Source organism: Gemmatimonadota bacterium, assembly GCA_016713785.1.
In the GTDB taxonomy this organism is placed as follows: Bacteria; Gemmatimonadota; Gemmatimonadetes; order Gemmatimonadales; family GWC2-71-9; genus JADJOM01.
Window position 1 is genome coordinate 352715 of record JADJOM010000001.1, and the last position, 17674, is coordinate 370388.

Below are 17674 nucleotides of genomic sequence, written 5' to 3' on the forward strand. Positions count from 1 at the left end.
AGCCGCCGGGCGGTCCGGCGGCGGCATCACCCCAGGAGGTCCCGCGATGCACCCCGACCCAGCTCAGACCCGGCGGCTGACGCTCCGCGCCGCCGCCCTGCTCCTTCTCGTGCTGCCCCTGCGGCTCGGCGGCCAGGCCATCAACACCGACCGCGCCGGCGTGGCACTGGGCGGCTACGACGCGGTGGCGTACCACGAGGACCAGCGCGCGGTGCCCGGCACCGCTGACCTCATCGTGCAGCATGACGGCGCCACCTATCGCTTCAGCACCGCCGCGCACCGGGATGCCTTCGCGGCCGACCCGGCGCCGTACCTCCCGGCCTACGGCGGCTACTGCGCGTATGGCGTCTCCCGCGGGTACAAGGTGAAAGTCGATCCCGAGGCCTTCACCTTGGTGGAGGGACGGCTTTACCTCAACTACGACAAGGGGGTGCAGGGGCGCTGGCTCAAGGACATCCCTGGCTATGTAGCCAAGGCGGATGCCAACTGGCCGGGCCTCAAGGACCAGCCGCGGCGCTAGCGCCCCCGCCCCGGCCCCGACGGACGACGGCCCTCCCCGGCAATGGGGAGAGCCGTGTCCGTCCGCCACGCCGTCGCCCCTTCAGTCGGCGACGCGGCAGAACGCCTTGATGACACCCTGGCCCATGGTGAGCAGGCTGAGCAGTTGGGCGTGGTGGGCCAGGCCCTCCACGGGATGCGTGAGCAGGCGCGCCAGCCATCCGGGATACTGCGCCTCGCAGCGCACCAGGTCGCCCACGCCGGCCTCGAAGTACTCGCGGTTGGCGTTGACCGTCCCCACCATCACCTTGTTTCCCAGGACGAACTCGAGGTTGATCCGGTCAGCCGGGACCTCCACCCGGCGGTCGCCGCCGGTGACGCTCGAGAGCACCAGCACCCCGTTCTTCGCGAGCGCCTGCATGCTCTCGAACACGATGGGGGAGAACCCGGTGGCCTCGAAGACCAGGTCGAAGGGGCCGTGCCGCGCCGCCCCATCGAGCACCGGGAGGTCGCGGGTGGAGCAGTACCGCGCCCCGAGCGCCTCGACCAGCTCGGCGTTGAGGTACGGCGCGCGCTCCAGCCCGAACACCGTCACGTCGAGCCCGCGGAGCCGGAGCGCCATCGCGGCCAGCAGGCCGATGGTGCCGGCGCCCATGACCGCGGCCTTCCGGGGGCGCCAGACCCGCAGGCGCCGCTGGATCTCCCAGGCCTGCGCGATGCCCTTCTCCACCACGGTGGTGGGCTCGAGCAACACGCCCCGCTCCCCGAGCGAGGCCGGCAGCTTCACCAGGAACTCGGCGTCGTCCACGTAGTACTCGGCCAGGTAGCCGTGCCGCAGGTTGATGCCGCGCTCAAAGTAGGTGTCGTCGGTGGTCATGTCGCTGGTGCCGATGACGTCGTACAGGCTGTGGCCCGGCCGCCGCACCGTGGCCACGACGAGGTCGCCCGGCGCGCACTCGGTGACCATCGGTCCCACCTCCACGACGCGACCCAGGCTCTCGTGCCCGATCACCAGCACGTCCTCGCCCGGCGGCGCGGCGCCGTACTCCGCGGCATTGATCTCCTTGTCGGTGCCGTCCACCCCGACGCGCAGCACCCGGACCAGCACTCCGCGGCCCCCCGGAACGTCCGCCACCCGGGGGCGCGGCAGGGTCGTCAGGTGGGCGGAGCCGGGGCGGCCCGGGATCACCGCCACCGCCTGCATCGTGGCGACGGCGCTCAAGGAGGTTGCTTCGCGGGGGGCCAGGGTGCCTGTCATGCGATCGCTCGCCGGGGAAGGTATGCGGGGCCGCGCGGTGCGATGGTCGCGGGGCGCGCGAAGGGCTCGGCGTGGCAGTCCTCGCGGGTGAAGTCATCGGCGATCACCCGCACCTGCAGCCAGCGGCCCAGGTCGAGCAGGAGCGCGCGCGCCTGGCGGGCGATGCCCTGACGGCGCGCCGCGGGCTCGACGTACATCCCGGCGAGGTGGGCCAGCGGCGGCTCGAAGGGGCCGGCGTGGCGGAAGCGGAGCACGAGGTAGCCGACGGTCCGGTCGGCGGCGCGGATCAGCCAGGCGTGCCAGAGTTGGTCATCGCCGAGCATGCGCGCCGCCTCGCGCGCGGCGTGGGCCGGCTCCAGGGAGATGCCCTCGAGGCGCCGCCACCGTACCAGGTGACCGGCGAGGAGGTCGGCATCCGCGGGGCCGAGCTGCTGGAACTGGGTCGCCATCGCTGCCTCCAGGACCGGACTACCGGTCGATGAGCCGCACCACGTGACCATCGGGATCCTGCACCAGAACGCCGTCGCCCAGGCCGAGGTTCCGGGCGCCGAGCATGGCCGGGGCCCGGGAGAGTCGCGGCACGCCCGCCGAGTCGAGCCGGGCGAGCACGGCGTCCAGGCGGGTCACGGCGATGGTCGTTTCCCAGTGCAGGAGGTCGTTGGGCCGGGCATCGGCCGGATAGGGGCGGCCGTCGGTCGGCGCGAGGTACTCCAGCAGCTCCACCCCGGGGCCGGCCGGGCTGCGCAGGCCGGTGATCCGCAGCCGCGCCCCCTCGACGTTGTTGAGGTGCTCCTGCTCCTCGCCCTGGTTGTAGCTCTCCCCCGCCACTCGGAGGCCGAGCAGGTCGCGGTAGAACGCGAGGCTCCGGTCGGTGCTCGCCACCACGATCGCGGTGTGGTCGATGCCGAGGAACAGCCCGTGGCCACGGTGCCAGCGCGGGTCGCCCTTGTCGGGGGGGAACTGCAGGATCTCGAGCGGGTGGCCGTCGGGGTCCTTGAAGTAGAAGGCGCGGATGCCGGCGGCCCCCGGAATGGACTTGGGCAGCAGTTGCGGACCGGTGGAGGCGCTCCGCACCCGGTGGGCCCGGAGCCGAGCGTAGGCGCTGTCCATGTCGCGGACGATGATCGCCACGTGCTGGAACCAGCGGTCGTGGCTGCGGGCGTCGATCGGCGCGGGCCGTCCTGGGGTCGAGGCCGCGAGGTATTCCGTGAGCTCGAGCTGCTCCTCGCCCAGCCGCAGCCGCACGAGCCGCAGGCGCACCCCGAACACGCCCGTCAGCTCCTCCCAGCGACGGCCGGCCACCTCGGTGTCGGCCACCACCGTGAACGGCAGCGCCGAGGTATAGAATGCCAGGGAGCGGTCCATGTCGCTCACCGTGAGCCCCACCACCGGCACCGCCTGCGCCGCCGGCAGCCCGACGCCCGGGCCGGTCCACGGGGCCTGGGCCGTCGCGGGCAACGCGAGGCAGAGTGTCGAGAGCAGGTAGTACCAGACCAGGGAGCGCGTGCCGCCGGCCAGTGCCACCAGCATCCGCGCCCGCCAGCCATCCATCCGCGCGGTCAGCCCGCTCATGCGAGCCTCCCGAGCAGGTGGTCCCCGACCCGGAGCGCGTTGGCCATGATGGTGAGCGCCGGGTTCACGGCGCCGCTCGAGGGGAAGAAGCTGCCGTCCACCACGTAGAGGTTGTCCACCTCGTGGGCCCGGCAGTGCGGGTCGAGGGCGGAGGTCCTCGGGTCGTGGCCGAAGCGGATGGTCCCGTTCTGGTGCGCCACGCCCGCGAGCGGGATGCGCTGGCCCAGGAAGAGGTTCCGCGCAAAGACGCCCTGGTGACACTCGTGGCCATGGACACCGCAGGCCCGCTGGCCCTCGAGCAGCTGCTTGAGCTTGGCCGTGAGCCGCCGGTGGCCTTCCTCGTTGTTGGGGCGGTAGCTCAGCACGATCCGGCCCTCGCGGTCGAGGGTGACCCGGTTGTCGGGATCGGGGAGGTCCTCGGAGGTGAGCCAGAAGTCGAGCGAGTGCCGGCCCATCAGCTCCAGGGTCCACCCCGGCGCGATGACGGGCGCGCCGGCGGCCAGGGTGTCGCCGTCGAGCTTGCCCACGAACGAGATGTGGCCCATCGGGTAGGCCCACTCCGGCGAGCCGAAGTAGAAGTCGTTCAGCGCCAACGTCTTCTGGAAAACCGTCGGGTTCGGGCACTTGGAGAGTGCCATGAGCACGGAGTTGATGTGCCCCATGTAGTGCCGCCCCACCACGTCGGAGCCGTTGGCGAGCCCGCGCGGGTGGCGGTCGGAGGCCGAGCGGAGCAGCAGCGCGGCGGAGTTGATCGCGCCGGCGGCCACTACCACCACGTCGGCGGAGTACCGCTCCCGCTGGCCGTCGCGCTCCACCTGCACGGCGGTCACCCGCCGGCCGGCGGCATCGGTCTCCAGGCGTGAGACGTAGGCGCCGGTGAGCAGGGTGACGTTGGGACGCGCCAGCGCGGGGTCCACGCAGACCACCTGCGCGTCGGACTTGGCGTTCACCAGGCAGGGGTGGCCGTCGCAGGTGGCGCACCGGATGCAGGCGCTCCGGCGGGGCTCCCGCTCGTCGAGCATCACCCCCATCGGCACATGGAAGGGGCGCAGCCCCTGCGCCGCGAAGTCCTCGTGCAGCTGCTGCAGCCGCGGCTCGTGGGACACCGGCGGGTGGGCGTACGGCGCGCTCGCGGGCGGTTCGGTCGGGTCCTCGCCCCGGACGCCGTGCACCTGGTAGAGGTGCTCGGCCTGGGTGTAGTAGGGCTCGAGCTCGTCGTACGAGATCGGCCAGGCGGGTGACACGCCGCCGTGGTGCCGCAGCTCCCCGAAGTCCTCACGACGCAGGCGGAAGAGCGCCGCGCCGTAGAACTTGGTATTGCCACCCACGAAGTAGTTGGTGTGGGGGTGCAGCGGCTTCCCCGCGGCATCCCGCCACTCCTCCCGGGTGTTGTAGCGGCCCTCCAGGTTCACCGCGCGGGTGCTCCAGTTCTCCCGCTCCCGCGGGACGTAGCCCCCCCGCTCCAGCAGCAGGATCCGCTTGCCGCTCGGCGCCAGCCGGTGCACCAGCGTGCCGCCCCCGGCCCCCGAGCCGATGACGATGACGTCGTAGTGGTTCAGTGACATGGGGCGTGCCTCCCGCGCCAGGCGATGTCGGCCGGGTCGGCGGGGTGCGGCTGGGCCGGCCGGAGCCGGCCCGTCGCGTCGATCTCCTGCGCGATCCAGCCTTCCTCGCGCCGGGTGAGCAGGGTATGGCCCGCGAGCAGGGCATCCACCAGGATGCTGCGGGCCTCGAGCGTATCGGGCATGGGATTCCTCCTGCCCCGTAAACGCCCGCGGCGGCCGGAGGTTCCCGGCGCCGGTCGGCCCGAGCCGTGCGGCGCGGGCCGGGGTGGCGCCTCAGCGGCTGGCGGCGGTGGCGCCGGCAAAGGGCACGGTGCCCGGCAGCTCCACCCGCAGGCGGTAGAGCCCCGTGCTGGCCGTGATGTAGAGCGTGCGCAGGTCGGCGTCGCCCCAGGCGAAGTTGGCCACGTGCTCCGGCAGCGTCACCGTGCCGAGGTGCCGGCCATCGGGCGCCAGGATGTAGATCCCCTCGGGGCCGGCGGCGTAGAGGTTGCCGCGGGCATCCACCTTGAGCCCATCCCAGGCGTCATCTTCCGGGACGGTGCGGGTGATATCGAAGAACACCCGCCCGTTGGCGACCGTCCCGTCCTCCCGCACGTCGTACCGCATGATCACCTTCCGTGCCGGGTCCCAGTTGTCCACGTACAGCGTCCGCTCATCCGGCGAGAAGGCGAGCCCGTTGGGGCCGCGCAGCTCCCGGGTGAGGAGCGTGAGGCGTCCGTCCTTGAGCCGGTAGACCCCGCTCCAGGGCGTCTCCTTGGCCGGGTCGTCGAAGACCCGTGGCAGCCCGAAGGGCGGGTCGGTGAAGTAGAGGCCCCCATCCGATCGGTAGACCAGGTCGTTGGGGCTGTTGAGGCGGTGCCCCTCGAAGCGATCGGCAAGCACCGTCAGCGCGCCGGTGCGCTCCACCCGCAGCACCCGGCGGTGCCCGTGCTGGTTGATCAGCAGCCGCCCCTCCCGGTCGAGCGTCAGGCCATTCGAGCCCGGCTGGTGGTAGCGGCCGATGTCCACGCCCGCGTAGCCGCTCTTGGTGCGATACACGCTCACCTGGCCGTCGGGGCTCCAGCGATAGATCGTGTTGGTGTTGGGGTCGCTGAAGAGCAGGTAACCGCCCTCCGCCACCCACACCGGCCCCTCCACGAACTCGAAGCCGCCCGCGAGCCGCTCGGCCTGGACGCCGGGAGCCAGCACGTCATCGAGCCCGGGGTCGAGCCGGGTGATGCGGGTGGCCACCGGCGTCCCGACGCGCGCGGCCCCGGGGGGAAGGAAGTCCAGCGTGGCGCTGCGGATCCAGATGAAGTTGGCCGGCGGATGCGACACCGGCGCATTCATCCCGAAGATCGCCAGCTGGAACTGCTGCCCCGGGCGGGCGTCGCGCGTGAGCACCACCCGGTTGGGGGCGTTGAAGCCCTTGACCAGCTGGCCGCCGGCCTGGCCGAGGACCAGCGGGAGCGTGCCGTTGACCCAGACCTCGGCGTAATCGTCCACGACCAGCTCGAAGACGATCGTCATGCCCGTCGGGTCGAGCGCGCCGACCCGGGCCGGGACGGTCACGTTGATGCGGTACCAGTTGAAGGAGAACCGGCCGTGCCCGCGGCGAACGGCGATCGACTCCGCGGGAATCACCGGCCAGGCGCCGTCGTCGAACTCCGCCGGCCCGGCGTGGGGCGTGATGTCGTGGGTGCGGTTGGGCGGACCGCTGGCCCGCAGGTCCGGACCGGGCTCACGGTGGTCCACCGCCACGAAGGCCGCGTCGCTGTAGCGCCAGCTGCCGCGCACCAGCGTTGTGCCGTCGCTGGTGCCCAGGTCGATGACGGCCACGGGCTTGCCGGAGGGGGCGTCACCGGTCACCTGGGCGCCCAGGCCGGCGGGGGGCACCACCGCCAGGACGGCCATGAGCAGGATTGGGTTGCGCATGGCTACCGCACCTTGACCACGTAGTAGGTGAGCGGGCCCTGCACCTCCTGGAACCAGTGCGGGGTGCCGTTCGGGACGGTGATCACGTCGCCCCGGCCGATGCGGCGGGACTGGCCGCCGTCGATGGCGTCGCCGCGGACCTCGTTGGGCTCGGTGGTCTTGCCGCCCACCACCGTCCCGCCGGTCACCAGCGTAGCCGAGCCGTCGAGCACGTAGATCACGTCGGTGTCGAGCGCGTGCACCTCCGCCTGGCCGGCCTTCTCGCGGCGGCTGGCGTGCACCATGTAGTTCCGCCCCGCGCCGTCGAGCAGCACGCTGCCGCGCTGGAAGGCGGCCCGGACCTCGTCCCGGCTGAAGTAGCTGACCTCCGGCTGGTGCATCGGGGCCGCCGCCGACACCCGGGCGGTCACGCCCGCCGCGCCGGCCAGCGCCACCTCCTCGTCCTCCTGCGCGCTCGCGGCGCCGCTCACGCCCACCGCGCCCACGATCTCGCCGTCGAGCACGATCGGCACGCCCCCGATCAGCGGGGTGAAGTCCACCGTCGTCATGGCGGTGCGGCCCTTGTTGATCAGCTCCTCGAACACCCGGGTGGGCTTCTTGAACAGCGCGGCCGTCCGCGCCTTGCCGATGGAGATGGTGGCGCCGGCGGCGAAGGTGCCGTCGAGCCGCTCCAGCGCCATCAGGTGGCCGCCGTCATCCACCACCGCGATGACGCCCGTCCCGGCGCGGGTGCGGGCAAAGGCAGCCGCCGCCGCGATCACGTTGCGGGCACCCTCGAGGGTGAGGCTCCGGTGCTGGGCCACCTGGGCGGTGGCGGGGGTGGCCAGGCCGGCCACCACCAGGGCGAGCACGGCCAGTCGGGTCATGCGCATGGGGGATCCTCCCGGAAACACGACCGCCGGCCGGGGACGCCCGACCGGCGGTGTGCCAGTGACAGGTTACTTGACGATGGTGTCGAAGCTGGTCTCGCCCAGCAGCACTTCGGCGAAGGAGCACCACACCTGCACCTTGGCCACGTCCTTGATGTAGGCCGGCAGGGTGAGCGTGCGGTTGGTCTTGTCGCCCTTGATGCGGAACTGGTTGAGGAGGTACGTGTTGCCCTTCGAGTCGACGATCTGCCAGCTCGGCGCCGGGGTGTCGGGGATGACGAAGTCATCGGACACCTTGAGCGAGATCCGGCCGGCGTCGACCGTGGCGGTGACGGTGCCGGTGTTGGCCTTGACGCCCATGAACGGCTTGCTGGTGAAGCTCTTCGGCGCGTAGGTGGCCGCGGTCGTCATCCCGACCAGGGTCACCAGCATCGCGACAGCCGCGAACATCCTGCGCATTGCATCCTCCGGAGTGTGGTCTCGCACCGGCGCCGTGCCGGTGCCGCGTGGCCTGCACCGCGAGAATGCCGCTGCCCCCGGATCGGTTCCCGCCTCAGCCGGCGTGATGCTCGCAGAAGATGCAGCGCACCCCCTCCACGTGGCTCAGCTTGGCGCACAGGCGCGCCCGCGGGCCCCGCAGGCGCAGGAACGCCTCCGCCGCGGCGAGCATTCCGAGCCCCGGCGCGAGGAAGTAGATCCACCACCCGGTCCAGGTGCCGGCGAACACCGCCGACCCCACCGTGCGCGCCGGGTTCATGCTCATCCCGGAGTAGGGCGCCTCGACGGTGATGTACAGCCCCACCAGCACCGCCGCACACGCGCCGGTGTACCTGGCCAGCGCGGGCGTCGCCGCCACGTGCAGCACCACGAGCATCAGCACGAACGCGATCAGCAGCTCGGCCAGCAGCGCCACGAGCACGCCGGAGGGACCGGGCACCGTGACCACGTAGTTGACGGTCGGATCCGCCAGCCGCTCACCGAAGATGAGCGCCGCCACGCCCGTACCCGCCAGGGCGCCGGCGAACTGGGCCAGCACGTAGCCCGGCAGGTCACCCCGGGCCACCTTGCCCAGCCGGTAGAAGGTGAGCGTCACCACCGGGTTGAGGTGTGCCCCGGACCGCTGGCCCCAGGGGCCATAGACGTTCACCGCGAGCGTCAGCGCCATCGCAAGGCCCATCGCCAGGTTCCGGGCGAACATCCCGGGCAGGCGCTGGACTACCGGTGAGCCGGGATGGAAGAACAGCACCGCGAACCCGCAGGCCGACACCATGAACAGCCCGAGCCCGAACGCCTCCGCCAGGTATTCAGGCAGGTGGTCCCGCCACCGGGGCCTCATGGCCGGCCGGACGGCGGCGCCAGCACCACCCGGTCGAGCCGCAGCAGTTCGCCCAGGGACCAGGCCTGGAAGGGGCAGCCGCGTGGCGTGAACGGGTGCTCGGCGTCGGCAATCTCCGCGAGGTGCCCGAGGCCAAGCCGCGTGAGCTGCCCCAGCAGCGGCTCGAGAAACCGGCCCCGCGCCTCGGCACGGGCGGCGGGCGTGTCGCCGCGCACCCGCACCCAGGCCTCGATGAAGGGGCCGGCGAGCCACGGCCAGACGGTCCCCTGGTGGTAGGCGCCGTCGCGCTCCACCGGCCCCCGACGTACCGGGGCCGGTACCCGGGCGTGTCGGGGGCCAGGCTGCGGAGGCCCATCGGTGTCCACAATCGCTCCTCCACCCCCTCCAGCAGCTGGCGGCCGCGCGCGGTGTCGAGCACGGGCCAGGGAGTCCCCCGAGCGCCAGCACCTGGTTGGGACGGAAGGCATCATCGACCGCGCCGGGCACGTGGTCCGCGTCCACCACGTCCGCCAGGTAGCCGCCCGGGAGCCAGAAGCGCTCACCGAAGGCCCTGGTCGCCCGCTCGGCGATGGGGCCCCAGCGCGCATCCGATGTAGCGCCGATCCGCAGCGCGTTGATCCACAGCGCCTGGATCTCCACCGGCTTGCCGATGCGCGGCGTCACCACCCACTCGCCAACCCGGGCATCCATCCAGGTGAGCTGCACCCCCGGCGCTCCCGCGGCCAGCAGGCCATCCGCATCCATGCGGATGCCGTAGCGGGTGCCGCGCGCGTGGCCCTCGAGAATGGCCCCGACCGCGGTGAGCAGCCGCTGCCGCTCCGCGGCGGGCACCCGCCGGCGGGCCTCGAGGTATTCATGCACCGCCACCACGTACCAGAGCGAGGCGTCGACCGTGTTGAACTCGGGCTGGTCGCCTCCCTCGACAAAGCGATTCGGCAGCATCCCCTCGGACACCTGGCCCGCCCACTCCCGCAGGATGTCGCGGGCATCGTCGAGCCGCCCGGTCGCCAGGCAGAGGCCCCGGAGGGCGATGAACGTGTCCCGCCCCCAGTCCGTGAACCAGGGATACCCCGCGATGATCGTCTTCCCCGCCCCGCGACGCACCAGGTACTGGTCGCCCGCGCGGACGAGCGGATCACCCAGCGCCCCGCGCCGGGTCGCCTCCGCGTCGATCAGCCGGGTGCCGAGGGTGGCGGCCCGGCTCCGCCCCGGCGCCACGTGGCCCTCGATCCCCTCCGCGAGCAGCACCCAGACGGCCTCGCCGCCGGTGAGATCCCAGCACAGCTCCCCCGGCGACCAGAGGTCCATCCGGTGCTCGAAGCCGCGCTCCCGCTCCTCGGCGAGCAGGAAGTTGCGATACCACTGCGGGTCGTGCTGGTAGTCCGCCGCCGCGAGGCTCTGCACCGGCGGCAGCTGCGCATACGGCTGCCACCGCACCCGCTCGCCCTCGACCACGGTCTCGGCGCGGAGCGCCGGGTTCTCGTGATGCAGCGCATGGCTGTCGCGCCCCGAGAGCAGCGGACGCACGACGAGCCGCCCGCCGCGACCGGCGGCGTTCACCCGCCAGCGCAACACCGCCGCGGGCCGCTCGTGCGGCAGCACCAGCTCCTGGGTGATCTCGACGTCGCCGGCGAGCCGCCACGTCCAGCGCGGCCAGGGGGCAGCCGCAAAGGCCGCCAGCCGTGTGTGGCCGTCGGGATGGAACACCTCGGGCGCGTAGTGCTGGGTGGTCAGCGGGGTCCGGACACCCGCCCGCTCGTACCACGCCTCGAAGCCGTCCACCAGCACCGCGCGACGCGACGGCACCTCGACCGCCGGCGTGAGCACCCCGTGGTACCGCCGGGTGCGCCAGCCACCGACGGTCCCGCTCGCGAACCCACCGAGCCCGTCGGTCTCCAGCCACTCCGCCTCGAGCGCGGGGATCATCCGCCCTCCTCGAAGCCGGGATAGAGCGTCATGCCCCCGTCCACGAAGAGCGTGGTGCCGGTGACGTAGTCGGCCTGGTCGGAGACCAGCCAGGCGGCGGCGCGCCCCAGGTCCTCCGGCTCGCCGATGCGCCGGTACGGCACCAGCCGCATCAGGGCGGCATACGCCTCGGGCGTCTCCCAGGCGGCGCGGTTGATCGGCGTCCGGATGGCGCCCGGCGCCAGCCCCATCACCCGGATGCCCTCCGCGGCGTACTCCTGGGCAATGCTCTTCATCAGGAGGCTGACGCCCCCCTTGGAGGCGGCGTAGTTGGCGTGCCCGGCCCAGGGGATGACCTCGTGCACCGAGCTCACGCACAGGATCTTTCCCAGTGCCCGCGAGCGCGCCGGCTCCGGCCCGCGGCGCCGGAACTCACGCACCGCCTCCCGGGCGCAGAGGAACTGGCCCGTGAGGTTCACGTCGATCACCCGCTGCCACTGGGCCAGGGTCATGTCGTGCAGTGGCGCGTCCTGCTGCAGCCCCGCGTTGTTCACCAGGATATCGAGGCTCCCGAACGCCTCGCGGGCTCCCGCGAACAGAGCGACCACTTCGGCCTCGCGCCCCACGTCCGCCCGGAGGGCCACCGCGCGGCGGCCGCGGTCCCGGATCTGCCCCGCCACCGCCTCCGCCGCCTCCGCCGCGGAAGAGTAGTTGATGGCGACGTCGGCGCCGGCGTCCGCCAGCGCCAACGCGATCGCGCGACCGATCCCGGAGCTGGCCCCCGTGACCAGCGCCCGCTGGCCCTCCAGAGGCGCCGGCGTCTCAGCGGGCCGCATGTTCGCCTCCGCGCCGGGGATGGGCGGCACGCGCGGGCGGCCCCGCGGCCGAAGGCACCTCCGCCCGTGGCGTCCGCGGCATCAGCAGCTTGGCGATCAGCCCGGTCCACCCGGTCTGGTGCGATGCCCCCACGCCTCGCCCGGTGTCGCCATGGAAGTACTCATGGAACAGCACCAGGTCCCTGAAGTGCGGATCATGCTGCAGCTTGGGATGGTCGCCGAGCCCCGGCCGGCGCCCGTCCGCCCCGCGCAGGAAGAGCCGGGAGAGCCGACGGGTCAGCTCCTCCGCCACCTCCGCGAGCGTGAGGTACCGCCCCGAGCCGGTCGGGCACTCCACCCGGAAGTCGTCGCTGTAGTAGTGATGGAACTTCTGCAGCGACTCGATGAGCAGGTAGTTGACCGGGAACCAGATCGGCCCCCGCCAGTTCGAGTTCCCCCCGAAGAGCCCGGAATCGGACTCCCCCGGCTGGTACCGGACCGTGAGGGGCATGCCCATCACGTCGAACCGGTACGGCGCGGCCTCGTGATGGCGTGACAACGCCCGCACCCCGAACTCTGACAGGAACTCGGTCTCGTCCAGCATGCGGCGCAGCAGGGCCTTCATCCGGTGGCCTCGCAGCAGGCTGAGCAGCCGGCGTTCGCCCATCCCGGGCGTCTCCCACCGCGACACCAGCGCCGCCAGGTCTGGCCGGGCCTCGAGGAACCAGCGCAGCCGCGCGGTGAACTCCGGCAGCTCCTCCAGCAGGGCCTGGTCCAGAGTCTCCACGGCGAACAGGGGGATGAGGCCCACCATCGACCGCACCCGCAGCGGGACCATCCGCTGGTCCGGGGTATTGAGCACGTCGTAGTAGAACTGGTCCCCCTCGTCCCACAGGCCCACCCCGCCGTCGCCGAGGTTGGTCATCGCCTCGGCGATGTGGAGGAAGTGCTCGAAGAACTTGGTGGCGATGTCCTCGTAGACCCGGTTGTGCCGCGCCAGCTCCAGCGCGATCCGCATCAGGTTGAGGCTGTACATCGCCATCCACGCGGTGCCGTCGGCCTGGTTGATGAACCCGCCGGTGGGGAGCGGCGCGCTGCGGTCGAAGACGCCGATGTTGTCCAGGCCGAGGAAGCCGCCCTGGAAGACGTTCCGGCCCTGGGCGTCCTTGCGGTTCACCCACCAGGTGAAGTTGAGCATCAGCTTGTGGAAGACCCGCTCCAGGAAGGCCAGGTCGCCGGCATCGCCGCGGCGCTTGCGGTCCATCTGGAACACCCGCCAGGTGGCCCACGCGTGCACCGGCGGGTTCACGTCGCCGAGGGCCCACTCGTAGGCCGGCAGCTGGCCGTTGGGGTGCATGTACCATTCGCGGGTGAGCAGCACCAGCTGCCCCTTGGCGAACTCGGGGTCCACCAGCGCGAGGGGAATGCAGTGGAAGGCGAGGTCCCACGCCGCGTACCAGGGATACTCCCAGGTGTCGGGCATGGAGATGATGTCGGCGTTGTTGAGGTGCCGCCATTCGGCGTTCCGGCCACGCCGCCGCCCTGCCGGCGGGGTCGGCTGGGCCGGGTCGCCGGCCAGCCACTCCGGCACGTCGTAGTAGAAGTACTGCTTGCTCCAGATCATCCCGGCCAGGGCCTGGCGCTGGACCAGGCGCGCGTCGGGATCGGGCAGGTCACGCTGCAGCCGGTCGTAGAACTCATCGGCCTCGCGGATCCGCAGGTCCATCACCCGTTCGAAGTCCCCGAACCCGCTGCCCTCGGGCGAGAGCCGCGCCCGGAGCACGTGCGTGCCGCCCGGCGGGATGGTCACGCGCGCCCAGGCCGCCGCCTTGGTGCCCCGCTCCTCGGGGTTCACCGCCTCAGCGCGACCCTCCACCACCCGCGCGTGGAAGGCGTCCTTCACGTAGGCCCCGGTGGCCGGCGCACCGAAGAGCCGCGCCACGTTGGTCTCGTTCTCGGTGAACAGCCACTCCACCCTCCCGTCCACCCGCAGCCGGTAGTCGCCGTGGCTCGGGTGGGGGGCCAGCACCGCGTCATCGGTCCGGCGCAGTTCGGGGCGGGCCGCCCCGGGCGCCCACGACCACGTATTGCGGTACCACAGCTGTGGCAGCAGGTGCAGTTCGGCCGCCCCGGGACCGCGGTTGTGGACCGTCACCCGGAGCAGGATGTCGTCCGCGCCGGCCTTGGCGTACTCCACCACCACGTCGAAGTAGCGGTCGTCGTCGAACAGGCCGGTATCGATCAGCTCAAGTTCGGGCGCGCCGATGCCGCGCCGCGCGTTCTCCTCCACCAGCTGCCGGTAGGGAAACGCGCGCTGCGGGTACTTGTACAGCATCTTCAGGTACGAGTGGCTCGGCGTGGCATCGAGGAAGTAGTACAGCTCCTTCACGTCCTCGCCGTGGTTGCCCTCGCCGTTGGTCAGGCCGAAGAGCCGTTCCTTGAGGATGGGGTCCTGCCCGTTCCACAGCGCGAGCGAGAGGCAGAGCCGCTGGCCGTCGTCGGAGAACCCCGCCAGCCCGTCCTCCCCCCAGCGGTAGGCGCGGCTCCTGGCGTGATCGTGCGGCAGGTAGTCCCACGCGGCGCCGTCAGCGCTGTAGTCCTCCCGCACCGTCCCCCACTGCCGCTCCGCCAGGTAGGGCCCCCAGCGCCGCCAGTCCACCGCGCCGCGCCGGGTCTGGTCCAGCCGACCGTCCTCCGCCGTGATCTGTCGCACGCCGCCTCCGCTTGCCTCGCGCCGCGCCCGGGCAACCTGCCCCATGGCCGTGCGCGCTCAACGCCGGGGGGGCCCGGGGGGTTCCCGCTACCATCCCGCCGCGGCCGCTGTAGGTTAGGGGACCCTCTCCCTTCCCTCGACCGGACGACCCCCATGATCCGGATCGTGCGCCGCGACACCGGGGCGCTGCTGCTCGAGACCGACACCGACACGCTCGCCGGCGTGTCGCTGCCGTATGCCGTCCTCCTGTATGCCGAGCTGCCCGGCGCGGACCTCACCGGCGCGCGGCTCCGCGGCGCCGACCTCTGCTCCGCCAACCTCGAGGGGTGCCCGCCTCGACGGTGCCGACCTCCGGGGCGCGGACCTGAGCGGGGCCTGCCTGCGGGCGGCGAGCTTCGCCGGCGCGCGCCTCACCGACGCCCGGCTCCTCGGCACCGACCTGAGCGGCGCCAGCTTCCGCGGCGCGGACCTGGGTCGCACCAGCTTCAAGCTGGCGGGGGCCGCCACCGCACCCGCGGACTTCCGCGACGCGCGGATGCAGCGAAGCGGCCTCGACCATACCACCTTGGCCGGCTGCGATCTGTCCGGCGCGGATCTCTCGGAGGCTCCCTGGGGGGCCAACTGGGCGGGGGCCAACCTGCGGGGGGCGACGTTCAGGGGGGCGCTGCTGGAAGGGACCAACCTCGCCGGCGCGGACCTGACCCACGCCGACCTGACCCACGCCGTGCTGCACCGGGCCGACCTCACCGCGGCCCGGATGGCCGACGCCGCGCTGGGGCGCACCATCTTCGCCGCGGTGCCGAGCCTGCCGCTGGCGCTCGGGCTCGAGGCCACGAGCCACTCTGCCGATTCCTCGCTCGACCTCGCCACCCTGGCCGGGATCGCGCACGGCCTGCCCACCGCCTTCCTCGAGGGGATCGGCCTGGCGGAGGCGGTGCTGCGCCGCCTGGCCGACTAGCCCGCGGCGTCCTTCCCGCCCTCGGCGGCCAGGCGCGCGGTGATGCGGGCCATCAGCCCGTCGGGCACGGCCAGCCGCTGCAGCTTCTGCCGCACGCCCTGCAGCACCCCCTGCTCGAACCGGTACTCCGCGGCACACACGGCACAGGTCTCCATGTGCGCCCGCACCAGGCGCAGCTCGTCGGGCGTCAGCTCCCGGTCGAGGTAGTCGTCGAGCCGCGCGAAGACCTCCTCGCAGGTGAAGCGATCGGGCGGATGGGTGCTCATGCGCCCTCGCTTCCCGCGACGGCAAGCGCGGCCACGATGCCCCGGTCCACTGCCACCGCCCAGAGCGCCTGCTGCAGCATCCGCCGCCCGCGGTGCAGCCGCGACCGGATCGTCCCCACCGGGACACCCACCATCTCCGCGATCTCCTGGTAGGAGAAATCCTGCATGAAGTAGAGCGACGCCACGACCCGGTGCTCCTCCGGGAGCGCCGCGATCGCCGCCTCGACGTGCTCCGTCTCGAGCCGACTCATCACTTCGGCTGCCGGGTCCTCGCTCCGCGCGTGCAGCCCCAGCGCCGCCGTCTGGCAGTACAGGTACAGCTCGGGCGTGTCATCGAGCGCCAGCTCCGTGCCCTGCCGCTTCTGCTTCCGGTACCGGCTGAAATAGCAGTTGGTCAGGACCCGGAAGAACCAGGCTCGGAAGCCGCTCCCGACCTGGAATGTGTGAAATCCCCGGAAGGCGAGCAGCGCGGCCTCCTGCACCAGGTCCTCGGCATCCGCGGGATTCCGGGTGAACCGGAGCGCGGTCCCATAGGCCGCGTCGAGGACCGGCGCCAGCAGCGCCTCGAAGGCCGCCGCCGGGGCCGCCACCTCCGCGGCGCCCCCGTTCAGATCATCCATGTCGTTGGCCGGTCATCGCTTGGAAGCCCTCATCAGGCAGCAGTCTCCCCCACGAGGCCCCGGGCCTCGAGTGGTAACGCTGGCGCGCCCCGGAAGGTTCCCCGGTGCCGTTCAGACCATGGCGGACCGCCGGGCGGCGAGCATCCGGCGGGCGGCAAGCGCCGGTGGCGCTGCCTCCACGATGGGCACCGGCAGCGACTGCTCCAGGTCCTGCAGCACGTTCATGCACGCCACGAACGCGTCGTAGGGCGACTCGTACGGACTAAAGTACTTGTGGACGTCGCCGTCCGCGAACCACTTGGTGCACATGTAGTACAGGTGATCGCTGGTGGTGAGCCGGCGCCACCGCTCCAGCAGCTCCGGGTCGCGGGCGGCGAGGACCGCCTCGCGCATCCCGTAGATGCGCTGCTGCGCCGCCTCCTGCAGCCGGTTCCCCAGCCAGGCGGTGGTGTCCCGCTCCACGTCGGCCCAGGAGGTGGGCCGGGTGAAGGCGAGCGGTGCCACCGGCGCCCGCGCCGCCAGCGTGCCGGGATGGGCGAACGTGAGCCCCCGCCGCAGGCACTCCCGCGGCCACTGGGCCAGGAACGCGAAGATGCCGGTGTCGGCCCACTGGTGCTCCCCGAAGGTCTCGTAGTCCACGTATAGGTGCACGCTGTCCCCGCCGCTGGCGGCGATCCAGTCGGCGTGCTTCTCCGCGGTGAGCGGCCAGCCGTCCCACGCCCGGTTGGAGAAGCGGAACCCGATGTCGTCGCTCAGCCGATAGTGGCGCGGCAGCAGGCGGAGGCCCGGCGCGGTGGTGGCGGCATAGACGTGGTTGGCCGAGCGCCAGTCGAGGACATGGTCGGCCCCCTCCACCATCACCCCCCGGAACCCGAGCCGCGCGATCAGCGGCGCCAGGTTGTCCCAGTAGATCAGCTCCGTGTTGCGGAACACCACGGGCCGCTGGCCGAAGTGGCGACCGATCGCGGCCCGGTGCCGCTCCACCTGCGCCACGAACTCCGCCTCGGAGGCGAGCGATGCCAGGCTGTGATGATAGGTCTCGCCGAGCAGCTCGACCCCCCCGGTGGCCACCAGCTCCTGGAAGCTCTGCAACACCTCGGGCGCCCACGCCGCCAGTTGGTCCAGCAATGTCCCGCTCAGGCTGAGCGCCAGCCGGAACTCCCCCTGCGACCGCCGGATCTGGTCCGCCAGCAGCCGGTTGGCCGGCAGGTAGCACTTCTCCGCCACCCGCCGGAGGAGGGCCCGATTCTGCTCAGTGTCGAAGTATTCGGCCCCGGTGCCGATGTCGAACAGGCCGTAGGGCCGCAGGCGGAACGGCTGGTGCACCTGGGCGTACAGGCAGATGGCGGTCATGCAGGGCTCCCCTGGAGGGTGCGGGTGTAGGC

At 72.4% G+C, this 17674-nt stretch carries 15 protein-coding genes and 2 pseudogenes; 2 read left to right on the top strand and 15 right to left on the bottom strand.

Annotated elements, in window-relative coordinates:
• The first annotated feature begins 46 nt into the window (after window positions 1-46).
• The gene (locus IPJ95_01515) at window positions 47-520 is read left to right on the top strand and encodes a YHS domain protein (GenBank protein ID MBK7922295.1); all 474 of its coding nucleotides are present in this window, start codon (window positions 47-49) and stop codon (window positions 518-520) included.
• A gap of 81 nt (window positions 521-601) precedes the next feature.
• Here IPJ95_01515 and IPJ95_01520 read toward each other — a convergent pair whose 3' ends face one another.
• From IPJ95_01520 to IPJ95_01575, 12 genes and pseudogenes are all read right to left on the bottom strand, one after another.
• A complete protein-coding gene (locus IPJ95_01520; GenBank protein MBK7922296.1) occupies window positions 602-1702 on the bottom strand; it encodes a glucose 1-dehydrogenase in 1101 nt (366 codons plus the stop codon).
• Between the two features lie 50 nt (window positions 1703-1752).
• Entirely contained in the window at window positions 1753-2205 is a 453-nt protein-coding gene (locus tag IPJ95_01525; GenBank protein MBK7922297.1) for a GNAT family N-acetyltransferase, read from the bottom strand.
• A gap of 19 nt (window positions 2206-2224) precedes the next feature.
• Window positions 2225-3286, bottom strand: coding sequence for a VOC family protein (locus IPJ95_01530; protein MBK7922298.1), 1062 nt, complete (start codon window positions 3284-3286; stop codon window positions 2225-2227).
• A 38-nt stretch (window positions 3287-3324) separates the two neighbouring features.
• Window positions 3325-4893: a GMC family oxidoreductase gene (locus tag IPJ95_01535; GenBank protein MBK7922299.1), complete on the bottom strand. Its 1569-nt coding sequence runs from the start codon at window positions 4891-4893 to the stop codon at window positions 3325-3327.
• Complete coding sequence (locus tag IPJ95_01540; GenBank protein MBK7922300.1) at window positions 4884-5075, bottom strand: hypothetical protein; 192 nt, start codon at window positions 5073-5075, stop codon at window positions 4884-4886. Before IPJ95_01540 ends, IPJ95_01535 begins: the two co-directional genes overlap by 10 nt.
• A gap of 91 nt (window positions 5076-5166) precedes the next feature.
• Window positions 5167-6222, bottom strand: a complete 1056-nt coding sequence (locus IPJ95_01545) for an SMP-30/gluconolactonase/LRE family protein (protein ID MBK7922301.1) — start codon at window positions 6220-6222, stop codon at window positions 5167-5169.
• Window positions 6223-6809: 587 nt separating this feature from the next.
• Window positions 6810-7679: a heme-binding protein gene (locus IPJ95_01550; GenBank protein ID MBK7922302.1), complete on the bottom strand. Its 870-nt coding sequence runs from the start codon at window positions 7677-7679 to the stop codon at window positions 6810-6812.
• A gap of 66 nt (window positions 7680-7745) precedes the next feature.
• On the bottom strand, window positions 7746-8135 hold the full coding sequence (locus IPJ95_01555; GenBank protein MBK7922303.1) for a hypothetical protein: 390 nt from the start codon (window positions 8133-8135) through the stop codon (window positions 7746-7748).
• A gap of 94 nt (window positions 8136-8229) precedes the next feature.
• Entirely contained in the window at window positions 8230-9012 is a 783-nt protein-coding gene (locus IPJ95_01560) for an aquaporin (protein MBK7922304.1), read from the bottom strand.
• Window positions 9009-10938: pseudogene (locus IPJ95_01565) on the bottom strand (glycogen debranching enzyme family protein). Before IPJ95_01565 ends, IPJ95_01560 begins: the two are co-directional and overlap by 4 nt.
• Window positions 10935-11753: a glucose 1-dehydrogenase gene (locus IPJ95_01570; protein ID MBK7922305.1), complete on the bottom strand. Its 819-nt coding sequence runs from the start codon at window positions 11751-11753 to the stop codon at window positions 10935-10937. Before IPJ95_01570 ends, IPJ95_01565 begins: the two are co-directional and overlap by 4 nt.
• Before the next feature lie 82 nt (window positions 11754-11835).
• A pseudogene (locus IPJ95_01575) lies at window positions 11836-14436 on the bottom strand (glucosidase).
• 259 nt (window positions 14437-14695) lie between these two features.
• On the opposite strand from IPJ95_01575, the gene IPJ95_01580 reads away from it, so the two are divergent.
• Entirely contained in the window at window positions 14696-15403 is a 708-nt protein-coding gene (locus tag IPJ95_01580) for a pentapeptide repeat-containing protein (GenBank protein ID MBK7922306.1), read from the top strand.
• On the opposite strand, the gene IPJ95_01585 is transcribed toward IPJ95_01580, so the two are convergent.
• From IPJ95_01585 to IPJ95_01595, 3 genes are all read right to left on the bottom strand, one after another.
• On the bottom strand, window positions 15400-15669 hold the full coding sequence (locus tag IPJ95_01585; GenBank protein ID MBK7922307.1) for a zf-HC2 domain-containing protein: 270 nt from the start codon (window positions 15667-15669) through the stop codon (window positions 15400-15402). The two genes, IPJ95_01580 and IPJ95_01585, sit on opposite strands and share 4 nt — an antisense overlap.
• Window positions 15666-16289, bottom strand: a complete 624-nt coding sequence (locus IPJ95_01590; protein MBK7922308.1) for a sigma-70 family RNA polymerase sigma factor — start codon at window positions 16287-16289, stop codon at window positions 15666-15668. Before IPJ95_01590 ends, IPJ95_01585 begins: the two co-directional genes overlap by 4 nt.
• A 111-nt stretch (window positions 16290-16400) precedes the next feature.
• Entirely contained in the window at window positions 16401-17642 is a 1242-nt protein-coding gene (locus IPJ95_01595) for a polysaccharide deacetylase family protein (protein MBK7922309.1), read from the bottom strand.
• Between the last annotated feature and the right edge of the window lie 32 nt (window positions 17643-17674).